Source organism: Campylobacter concisus (assembly GCF_902460665.1).
Lineage (GTDB): Bacteria > Campylobacterota > Campylobacteria > Campylobacterales > Campylobacteraceae > Campylobacter_A > Campylobacter_A concisus_AL.
Map to the genome: position 1 here is coordinate 137,521 of NZ_CABPUR010000004.1, position 10,195 is coordinate 147,715.

8 protein-coding genes and 1 pseudogene are annotated in these 10,195 nt (G+C 32.5%); 3 read left to right on the forward strand and 6 right to left on the reverse strand.

What is annotated here, in order from left to right:
- Positions 1–23 precede the first annotated feature (23 nt).
- Both F3G66_RS08200 and F3G66_RS08205 read right to left on the reverse strand, forming a co-directional pair.
- A pseudogene (locus F3G66_RS08200) lies at positions 24–914 on the reverse strand (lactate racemase domain-containing protein); the annotation flags it as partial.
- Positions 915–1,070: 156 nt separating this feature from the next.
- Complete coding sequence (locus F3G66_RS08205) at positions 1,071–1,835, reverse strand: transposase (RefSeq protein ID WP_149707769.1); 765 nt, start codon at positions 1,833–1,835, stop codon at positions 1,071–1,073.
- On the opposite strand from F3G66_RS08205, the gene F3G66_RS08210 reads away from it, so the two are divergent.
- Both F3G66_RS08210 and F3G66_RS08215 read left to right on the forward strand, forming a co-directional pair.
- Positions 1,795–2,034: a restriction endonuclease gene (locus F3G66_RS08210; protein WP_103580690.1), complete on the forward strand. Its 240-nt coding sequence runs from the start codon at positions 1,795–1,797 to the stop codon at positions 2,032–2,034. The two genes, F3G66_RS08205 and F3G66_RS08210, sit on opposite strands and share 41 nt — an antisense overlap.
- Positions 2,035–2,336: 302 nt before the next feature.
- Complete coding sequence (locus F3G66_RS08215) at positions 2,337–3,551, forward strand: ATP-binding protein (RefSeq protein ID WP_149707770.1); 1,215 nt, start codon at positions 2,337–2,339, stop codon at positions 3,549–3,551.
- Between the two features lie 58 nt (positions 3,552–3,609).
- Here F3G66_RS08215 and F3G66_RS08220 read toward each other — a convergent pair whose 3' ends face one another.
- The 4 genes from F3G66_RS08220 to F3G66_RS08235 all read right to left on the reverse strand — a co-directional run bounded on the left by F3G66_RS08220 (position 3,610) and on the right by F3G66_RS08235 (position 7,391).
- Positions 3,610–6,060, reverse strand: a complete 2,451-nt coding sequence (locus tag F3G66_RS08220; RefSeq protein WP_149707771.1) for an aminotransferase — start codon at positions 6,058–6,060, stop codon at positions 3,610–3,612.
- Complete coding sequence (mobC, locus tag F3G66_RS08225) at positions 6,050–6,412, reverse strand: plasmid mobilization relaxosome protein MobC (RefSeq protein ID WP_149707772.1); 363 nt, start codon at positions 6,410–6,412, stop codon at positions 6,050–6,052. The genes F3G66_RS08220 and mobC overlap by 11 nt, the downstream gene beginning before the upstream one ends.
- A 153-nt stretch (positions 6,413–6,565) precedes the next feature.
- Positions 6,566–7,111, reverse strand: coding sequence for a hypothetical protein (locus tag F3G66_RS08230; RefSeq protein ID WP_149707773.1), 546 nt, complete (start codon positions 7,109–7,111; stop codon positions 6,566–6,568).
- Positions 7,089–7,391, reverse strand: coding sequence for a hypothetical protein (locus F3G66_RS08235; protein ID WP_149707774.1), 303 nt, complete (start codon positions 7,389–7,391; stop codon positions 7,089–7,091). The genes F3G66_RS08230 and F3G66_RS08235 overlap by 23 nt, the downstream gene beginning before the upstream one ends.
- A 1,303-nt stretch (positions 7,392–8,694) precedes the next feature.
- On the opposite strand from F3G66_RS08235, the gene F3G66_RS08245 reads away from it, so the two are divergent.
- The gene (locus F3G66_RS08245) at positions 8,695–10,122 is read left to right on the forward strand and encodes a site-specific integrase (RefSeq protein ID WP_149707775.1); all 1,428 of its coding nucleotides are present in this window, start codon (positions 8,695–8,697) and stop codon (positions 10,120–10,122) included.
- Positions 10,123–10,195: the final 73 nt, after the last annotated feature.

A 10,195-nucleotide genomic window follows, 5' to 3' on the forward strand; every position in this document is an offset into this window, starting at 1 on the left:
AACGGCAAGATGACTATTTTTGCGTCCGCACCCTTTTGCGCCTGATAAAGATCGACATCCATAGGATAAGGCGCTACCGAGATCACGATGTCGGCTTTTTGTGGGATATTTACGCAAAAGACCTCATCAGCCTTTTTCACGCAGTCATAAAAACTATCGTTTAGATCGCCAGCACTTGCGTAATAGACACCATGCTCGCTATCAAGCACTGTCTGTATAGAAAAGACATCGATGTTTGAAAGAACCTTCATCGCATCGATCGTATCTTCATGCACAGGGTTGCCCTCAAGGCGCAGAGCCTGAGCGTCAGGACTAAGGGCTAGTTTGTGGTTTTGCGTGATGCTCTCGTATGAGGCAGTACCTGGCAAAAACGCCTTTCTACCGCCAGTGTAGCCTGCAAAATAGTGAGGCTCGACTGAACCTATGACGATCACTTTTTTAGCTTCAGCTACGATTTTGTTTAGATACATCTGCGTGCCGTTTTTGCTCTCGCCTAAAAAGACCATCTCATCGTGCTTTGAGTCGTGGTCATGAACCTCGTTTTTAGCTCTAATTTCAGGGTAAATTTCTTTAGAAAATATCATATTGTATTCATCTAGTGTCCCCTCTCTGTGGCAGCCGGTGGCGATGATGAAAATTTTATTTTTATCGCGAAGTTTTGGATAAATTTGCTTTAAAATTTTAGCAGTTGGCGTAGGCCTTGTGCCGTCATTTACGATGATAACGATCTTTTCATCGCCAGCGATAAACTCATCAAAGCTTTTTTGGTTTATTGGATTTGCCAGAGCCTTTGCGATGAGTGCCGTTTCGTCGAATTTAGCCACGGGGTTGGGGTTAAAAACTCCCAGTAAATTTTTTTCCGGAACGCTTAGGTCGATGATATCATCTTTGCCGTAGCGAATAGGAATTTGCACGTTTGCTCCTTAAGTATAATTATTAATTTTTTATCTTAGGATTATATATAAATTTTTCTTTTAAATGTATGTAAAAAGGGTATTCAATTTTTAAATTTATAGAGCGGATAAAATTTATTATGGTTCTTTGTCAATAGTGGGGGTGTAAAAACACCTCTATCTATTGCAAAGACGTAAATATATCAATTTTCTAAATCTTTTATAGTTTCTTAGTCCATAAGATACTCTTTTTATTACTTTCATTTTGTTGTTATTTCCTTCTACAAACCCATTGTTTATTTCATATTCTACTATATTTATTATCTCTTTTTTCCAACTTGTTATTGTATCTGCTAGTTTTATACTTTGCTTTATATTAAATACTCTCAATTTTTCAATTAATTGCTCTATTCTCCTTCTCATTGTCTTTACTGTCTTGCTCTCAAACATCTTGTAAAATTCTTTTATTATTCTATACATCTTTTTCAATGTCTTATCTACTTTTAATATCTCTTTTAATATTTCTTTTTGTCTTTGACTAAACTGACTTATTGGGCTTTTACTTAGTATTTTCCAATATTTTTTTAACTTCTTATACTTTTCATTGTCTTTGTTAAATAATTCTACTCTTAAATCTCTTAATGCCCATATCCCTTGTCTTATTACATGATATTTATCTGCTACTATTTGGGCCTGAACTATATTACTATTTATTATGCTTCTAAATGGCTTAAACATATCCATTACAACTACTTGTGGTTGTATTTCAAATTCGTTTATTATATTTTTTATTGTTTGTGAATGTCTATTTCTTAATATATCTACTAGTTTACGGTTTTTATCATACATCGCTAGCTGATATTTCTCTTTTTCTATATTTCCTTTAAATTCGTCTATATATATGACTGATGTATCTGGAGAGGTTTGTCTTTTTAGGGCGATTGCATTTTATGAGGGTGATATCAAGTACATTTATTTTGCTGCGGAGACTAAAGGGTCTATGAACTCTATGCAGCTTCGCCAAATCGAAGAATCTAAAATCCACTGCGCAAAGGAGCATTTTAAGGCTATAAGCAATGATAGCGTGGTCTATGACGTAGTGGATAGTTACAAATCACTACTGGATAAAGTTATGAGGTAAAATTTATTGGGAAGTTAGGTCGCAGTACAAAAGAGCCTGTGCAATATTCCAAAAATGGTTATTGTGCTGCTCCTTTTGAGGGAAAATTTTACTGCCATTTGTCAATATGGAAATCTGAGGTGATATTGCTTAAAACTCTACAAATAAAATACTCAGTATGATAGAAAATCACAGTGACTGACTTAATCTTGCCAGTTTTAGTTCGAATTAAATTTAAATATACAATTATCTTAACCAAGCCATCCTTGTAAATTTATATAAATCATAGTATTATACTCCTAAATATTTAAGGATAAAATACTATGTACATCAAACGAGCCATAAGCGACGAAATAAAAGAGTATATGAAAAGCTTTCCTGTGCTTTTGATAAGCGGAGCTAGACAAGTTGGCAAATCAACCCTTGCTTTAAATTTAGATATACCAAATTACGTAACGCTTGACGATATAAATATATATGAAGCAGCGAGAAACGATCCCAAAGGCTTTATAGAGCATTGCGATAAGCCCATAGTAATAGATGAGATACAAAGAGTGCCCATACTGCTTTTAGCAATAAAAGAATTTGTAGATAAGGATAGAACAAATGGGCAGTTTATATTAACTGGCTCTGCAAATTTAAAAGGCTTTAAAGATATCTCGGACTCTTTGGCTGGTAGGATAGGTATAGTAGAGCTTTACCCGTTTTCTCAAAAAGAGTTAAACCATAGTAATGAAAATTTGATAGATATTTTAAGTGGCGATATAGGCCATCTTATACTAAAGAAGTACGGTAACGACGGCTTATCTGAAAAGATCATAAATGGCGGCTACCCAGAGATCACAAAAATAACCTCTGAAAAATCAAAATACCTCTGGTTTAGCTCATATATAAGAACATATATAGAATCAGACGCCAAAGAGATAGGTAACATCAGAAATATGGATAAATTTATCACTATGTACCGCCTATGTATGCTAAGAAGCGGCAATATCTTTAACAAAAACGAGCTATGTCTAGAGTCTGGGCTTGATAATAAGACATTTGATAGCTATTTTAGCGTGCTAGAGCATACATACCAGATCCAAAAGCTTCAGCCGTATTTTAACAATGCTCTAAAAAGGCTCATAAAAACACCTAAAATTTTTGCTACAGACACAGGGGTGCTGGCACACTTACTGCAAATTTCTTCAGCGCAAGAGCTTGCAAATTCTTCATATAAAGGTGCCATATATGAGACGTTTGTATTTGATGAGCTTCTAAAAGCAAATACAAGTAACAAAAAAAGAGCAAATATATATTATTATAGAACGAGCGATCAAAAAGAGATAGACTTTATCCTTGAGATATCAGGTAAGCTCATAGCCATAGAGGTCAAATCCTCAAAAACTATCAGCAAAGATGACTTTAAGCATATCTACCATCTAAAAGAAAATTTACAAAGTAAATTTGATAAGGGCATAGTTTTTTATGCTGGAGATACGGCTATGAAGCTAGATGATGATATGTTTGCCTTGCCATTTGGTTTTATGGGTTGAGAGATGGCCAAGAAGATACAATGCTAATAATTTGGCTTCTATAACAGCTTACGATAATCTACCTTCCCAAACCATCATATCCTGACTTCACATTTTGCTCTATAATTTTTATCTTACTTGATTGTTGTTTTGATTGCTCCACTCCAAAATTCTTATCAAGTCCTTGATCGTATAGCTCTTGCTTTGTTATTTTTAGTGAGTCAAATGATATATAATCATTTGCTAGAGAGATCTTATCTGTTTTATAACGCTCCTTTAGCTTATTAAAACCTTGCATATCCTGCCAATCTTTCATATAGGTTTTTATGTTATAAACTAATCCTTGATAGTTAATTTTAACTATATCTGGCAGGTATTTTTTAAAGTTTTCTATTCTATTGATAAACACTAAATAGTACCCATTTATATCTAGATGGTCATCAATACCTTTTACAAAGCCTTCATATTCATTTTGTGTAATACCTAGTTTTTTAATGAGATCATCATCATAAAATCCAGTTTTTATCTTTCCGGCTGCTTCATAAAATTTATCTCTAATGTAGATATATGGAGTATAGTGTCTATTTTGGCTAAAAGAATAGGCTGTGTTTTCTTCTGGCAAGTATAGATATCTACTGTTATTATTAAAAAGTATTTGATAATCTTTATATTTTTTAACCATAGTGCTTTCTTCAAAGTATTCTATTAACTCTTTTATCGGAATCTTTGATGATATAGCTTGGTAGCTTGTTCTTTTAATATGTGAGTTGGTATCTTTTGTTTGATGACCAAGCTCATATTTTCTTAGATTTTGTAAATCTCCATATATGGCTTTAATATCCATATTATTAATATCTGTTTTTAAGCCAGCATCTTCAATGACTCTTGTATTATCAAAAGTTTTTCCACTAATGCTTACAAGTTCAGATCCTGGCACTGGAGTGTAGTGAAATTTACTAGGATGCAAGCTGGAGTTATTTACTATGTTATATAACCCAAGCTCTCTTGTTATCTCTTTTATGTATTCATCATATTCATTTAAGCTTGGAGCCCTTGTTGTGGGTATGATGAGTTTAAATTTCTCTACTTTTGTGTCTGGCGCTTGATAGGTGGTTGGGTATATGAAGCCTTTTATTCCTTTACTTTGTAGTAAATTTTGAGCATCATTTATAGTAAATTTAGAGTTATCTATATCGTATATAAGCGTAGGAGTTATGCTATCAATACTGCTAGCTTCTTCACTTTTATCTTTGAAACTTGCCACTGATATAGCTGAATAGTTTTTAAGTATTGATTTTAGATTGTATGGCTCTATTTGTATCGTTTTCCAGTTATTTAGCACTTGAGTTTTTGGGTCCTTATTTGGCGCGCTAAAGTCACTGCTTACACTTAATGTTATCTTTGGCTCATTTTTATTGGCTTGAAGTTCTATAAGCATTTGCTCTAGCTCATTAACTACGTGAAATAACGCTCCTTTTCTGCCATTATAGACTATCTTACACATTAAATCAGTTAGATTATAAGTTCCATTAAAACCATCTACTCTTACTTTATATTTGCCATTTACCATTTCAGGTTTTGCAGTGATGTTAAATTTTGCATTGATCATAGGCAAAAATTCTCTTATATCGACTGCATTAAGCCTCTTTGCTCTATCATAATAGTCTTTTTTGAAACTCCCATCTTCTTCTACCATTCTTAATAGATAATCAGCTGTAGAATTTTTAGCATCAGCTAGTAACTCTTCAACACTTATATTTTGCTCTTTTGTATTGGCTTTTGGCTCGATCACCACATCTGTTTCTATCTTCATTTGCGTATCTTTTTCTTTGCCTTTCTTAACCTTTTGTGCTGCACTTTTAAAGCTTTCATATTGTTTATTTAGTTGGTCTTCATCCATGCCTAAAGGCTCTATATTATTTAGACCATATTTGTTAGATAAGATGTCATTAACCACTCTTTTAAATTTCTCTGCTGATTTAGCCATAACAGCTTTTACTTGTTGCTTAGCTACACCTTTTGTATATATGACTCCACCAGTTTTTACACTATGGGTAAATTTCATATTTTCAAAAGAGACTATTAGATGAATATGAGGCTCTCTTTTTAGCGGTTCACCATTTTTATGTTTCTTGTTTAATGTTCTATTTTCTAGTGCCCCTTCTGGGCGAGGAATATATGGCTCTTCTTTGATTATAGGCAGATGAGCTTCAGCATAAAAAAGTAGCTCATCTATGTCGTGATTTGGAAAAGTTAGCCTCAAAAAATCCATTATAAGCTCATCTATATTGCCACTTTCATATAGTCTGCTCCACTCCTCTGAAGTAAATGACAAGGATATATGATAGTAGTTATGTTTCTTATTCTTTTTCTTGCTCTGGTGCTTTTCAGACATCTCGATAAGATCTAAATTTCCAGCCAATGGCAATCTATCATCTTTTTCATCTCTAGTTAGCTTTGAATCTCTTTTCTTGCCAGTTTTTAGATAATCAGCTATGCCTTTTTCTCCCTTTGAGATCTTAACTATCATAGTTACTCTTTATTAGGCTTAAAATTTCAGTTAGCACTGATTGAACTTTGTACAACTCTTCTTGTGTCTGCAGTATCGTTTTTAAATCTATATTGCCACTAGTCTTATAAGCTATATTTAGTTTCTTTGCTATTTGATTAATGTTATTAAAAGGTCTAGCAAAATATGTAATGATTGCTGGATATAGCTCTTTCTTTTTTATGGATTCAGAATTTACAGTGCCATTATCTATAAGATAGGAAATGATTTCTGATTTTGATATTTTTAGTTCTCTAGCTATATCAGATAATTTGCTATTTTGCTGAGAAGTGATCCTTATGGAGAGCACTTTATCCTTAATATTTTTTAGCATATGATATCCTTTTATAAAATGTGCTAGCGAGATGAAGCGTTTTAACGCTTCTTATATCTCGCATTGTGGCCCTCGGCAGAGCAAGATTATACAAGGTATGAAAACGAAGTGTCATACATTGTATGTGTCTTACCTATTAGAAAAATTTGCATACTACCGAACATTGTTGTCACCATTTGTGTTTAGCCATTTAGTAAAATCTTCACTAACTTTTTGACTATCTTGGTTGTAGATATGGATGATAAAGCCTTGAAGATTAGACACATCATAAAGTGCTTTATCTAGCCTACTTTGTAGTGTAGATTTGGCTTCATTTGTCTTATGGCTATCATAAAACATGTAGCCAAAAAAGAAGATCACTTCTATAAATACAAAGGCAATTAATGCAGATACTATCTTCTTCATTAAAGAGCTAAAAGATGAGTTGATCTTCGATATAGTTTTGTCTGCACCTTTTAGAGTATTTTTAAAGTTGTTTTGGATCTCTTTTGTTGCATTTATAAGTTCAATACCTCCTTGCTCTATAAGTTCTATTTTTTCTTTAAAGCTTTTATCAAAGCTATCTGCGGCTTGATTAAAAAGTTCAATATTATTTCTAATATTTTCACTAGCCTTATTGCTCATTTCGATATGTTCTTGTAGTGCAATTACGGCATTTGCCGCAACTGCTGTATCACTACTCTTGATTGTTAGTGCCATTACTTAGCTCCTCATCGTTGTTTTCGTCTTCTTTAACCTCAGGAATTTGATCTGTATGAGAGGTTTGATGTGTGTCTTTTGCATCATACTCTTTCTTCCATTCGGAAAATTCCTTATTTGATAGCTTGATGTTAAAACGATCTTTTATTACTAGCCTACACTCTTTGATCGTAGCTTTTTGTGGAAACAAGGCTTCAATGCATGCTTGTTTAATCTCCTGTTTTATTTTATTTTTTCTGATAGCTTTTAAATCATTTAAAAGCATTTTTTTATTAGCCATGTTTTTCTCCTATGACTTTTTAAAATTTTATAAAGACAGCAATAGCCATCTCACCAAAATAGACATACCTATAGTTTGCCCAATAAACTCAATATGGTTGGTATTAATGAAGTTCTTATTTAAGTAGTTTAAAAGTAGAGAACGGTTACAATAAAAACGCTAAAATTTATCGTAGAGGTTCTTTTCTAACACTTAAACAGAACCTCTGCTTCTAACTAATTTTGATCATCTTAACCTCCTTTGGTTAAAAATATTTTATTTTTAAAAATTGTGAGCATTATAATCTTTTTTTATAGTCGAGTCAATGAATTTGATAGTAAGTAGAATAAAAAAATGATTTTATGTTTTAAAAAGCACGATATATCAAGGGGTTTTTGCTTATAATTGATTGTATAGCATAAAAATACTTATGAATTACTTAATGCTAGTATTTATATGAGGAATCGAAACAAATATCTTAAAATTACCAAATAAAAATTATTGCATCATCATCAATTGCGCACCAAATACTCTCCAAACAAATTCTCAAATTTTGCCTTTAAATACTCTGACTCTTTTATCTTTATAAATGGTAGCCAGTATTTGACATACGCAGGATCTCGTGATGCTTATGCAGCCTATCTCTATTTTGTGTTTTATTGCTAGGAAATATAAATGAATCATAACCATCAAAAATATTTTTTAGCCTATATTCAATAGCTACAAACGCCATTTATACTATACATCTATAATCATTTTATTTAAGTCATGATAAAAATTTAACCCAGTAAAGTGACAGATTATATCATAGTAGATGATTCGTTAAAAAATTTTACTTGTTTTTTAAAATTTTACAAAAAACGTGTTAAAATTACTGCGAGCTTAAAAATTTGCTACATAAAATTTTATTTTGCTACAAACATTAAGCTATATTTCATGAAAGGTGACTGCAATATAATATTGTAGAAACATCGTAGTTTAGGTATTTATGGTGTCACGGGGGAGACTTGAACTCCCGACCTCCGGCTTATGAGACAAATTTTTAAATATCGCTTAAAGCCCTGCTACATCGCCATTACAAACAACTTTTTCTAATAAGCATTAGTCAAGTGTCCCACTTTTGTTCCACTACAAAAGCATGGTACATCTAAAAAATCGTAATGGAATTTATTACTACCGAAGCGTATTAAAACCAAAAGTAAGAAAAGTTTTTAACTGTTCAAGAGAGTTATGTTTCTCCTTGGGGACTTGTTCCATATTAAAAGCCAGAAAATCTGCTAGAATTTATGATAGATATATTTATCTCATAACAAAGGCAGTGGACATGAAGCTAAATCAAGGAATTATAGATTCATTAGTTGATAGTTTTATGCAAGCAAAGGTAGATAGGAGCATAAAAGAGCATTCGCTTTATGATAAAAAGATAGATATTGACTTTGCAGATGCACTAAATCGGCACTTCAAAGAAGCATTAAAAAATGATAGCTTTCCTGAATTGCTCAAGCAAAGCAATGAGACTTTGATAAATAAAGCCAAAATTTTATCTAACAACTTAGATGAAGCAATGGATCAAGATGATAAAGCTAGCATAGCTCAAACCTTGCTTGAGAAACATATATTGTCACTAAACCATCTTATATCAAAGCTTAATAAAAGCACAAACCTCGTTTCTAAAAAGCTTAAATTTTTAAACAAACAAGATGAAAATTATAGCTTTGAATCAAACGATATAGATAGCTTTCAGGATAATATTGAAACCCTTAATGAAACACATGGACTGCCTCTTAATAAAGAAGGTATTAAAAATCTAACTAAAAATTTCTCACACGCCATAATGACAACTGCCAAGCAACAATATGGGCTCAACACTCCTCTTAAGCTAGTAAAAACTAAAGACGATGAGAGAAGTGTAGAGCAGATACTAACTAGCGATAGTCATATCATAGGTAAACGCATAAAAGTAGGTGATAAAAGCTTTAGTGTAGGTATTTTAAATGATGAAATAAGACAAGAATACGAGATAGTGCCATGCTCTACTAGCCAAAGAAATGTAGAGAGTAAAGAGATCATTACACTAAAAACAGCATTTGAAAATTTTATAGCAAATACTAGCATTAGCCAAAAGTGGTCAAATAGCACCATGGATCTGGTGAATATAGTAGGAAACATACTATTTAAATTTTTTAACCCAAGCAAAGAGATCACAGCCATATCACGAGATGATTTACTTAAATTTAGAAATACTTTGGCTCTCATACCAACCAAGCTAAATCAAAAAGCTAAATACAAAGACAAAAGCCTAGAGCAAATCATACATATAGGCAAAAACGATCCTAAGCTATCACAAGTAACTATACAAAAGTATATGATAAGGGTTATTCAGTTCTTTAAGTATTGCTATAACAGTGACTACATAAGTAAGAGCATTGTAAATGATCTAAATGTAAAAGTAGAGATAAATCCGATGGAGCGTAAGGTGCTACCTTACAGTAAGGATGAAGCTAACACTATCTTTAAAATAGTCCAAAATTTTAAAGAAACTAACACAACACCAAGCAAACGCATAAGCGCAAATGATCTATACTATATAACTATGATAGCAGCATATAGTGGCATGAGAATAAATGAGATAGTTCAGCTAAGAGCATGTGACATTGTGCAGCACAATAACGTGCTTTGCTTTAGTATAAATAGAGATGATGGTAAGAGTACCAAAAAACATAAATTCCATAAGGCTCGTGCCTATTCATAGTAAGTTAATAGAGCTTGGGCTAATGGAGTTTGTAAAACAAAGAGCTAGTGCAAATAAAAGCATCTTTAAAGTA

Bases quoted from the DNA above. Each gene is read 5' to 3' on its own strand.
- F3G66_RS08235 (WP_149707774.1), bottom strand. From the start codon at position 7,391: ATGGCTAATAAAAAAATGCTTTTAAATGATTTAAAAGCTATCAGAAAA.
- F3G66_RS08210 (WP_103580690.1), top strand. From the start codon at position 1,795: ATGACTGATGTATCTGGAGAGGTTTGTCTTTTTAGGGCGATTGCATTT.
- mobC (WP_149707772.1), bottom strand. From the start codon at position 6,412: ATGCTAAAAAATATTAAGGATAAAGTGCTCTCCATAAGGATCACTTCT.
- F3G66_RS08220 (WP_149707771.1), bottom strand. From the start codon at position 6,060: ATGATAGTTAAGATCTCAAAGGGAGAAAAAGGCATAGCTGATTATCTA.
- F3G66_RS08230 (WP_149707773.1), bottom strand. From the start codon at position 7,111: ATGGCACTAACAATCAAGAGTAGTGATACAGCAGTTGCGGCAAATGCC.
- F3G66_RS08215 (WP_149707770.1), top strand. From the start codon at position 2,337: ATGTACATCAAACGAGCCATAAGCGACGAAATAAAAGAGTATATGAAA.
- F3G66_RS08245 (WP_149707775.1), top strand. From the start codon at position 8,695: ATGAAGCTAAATCAAGGAATTATAGATTCATTAGTTGATAGTTTTATG.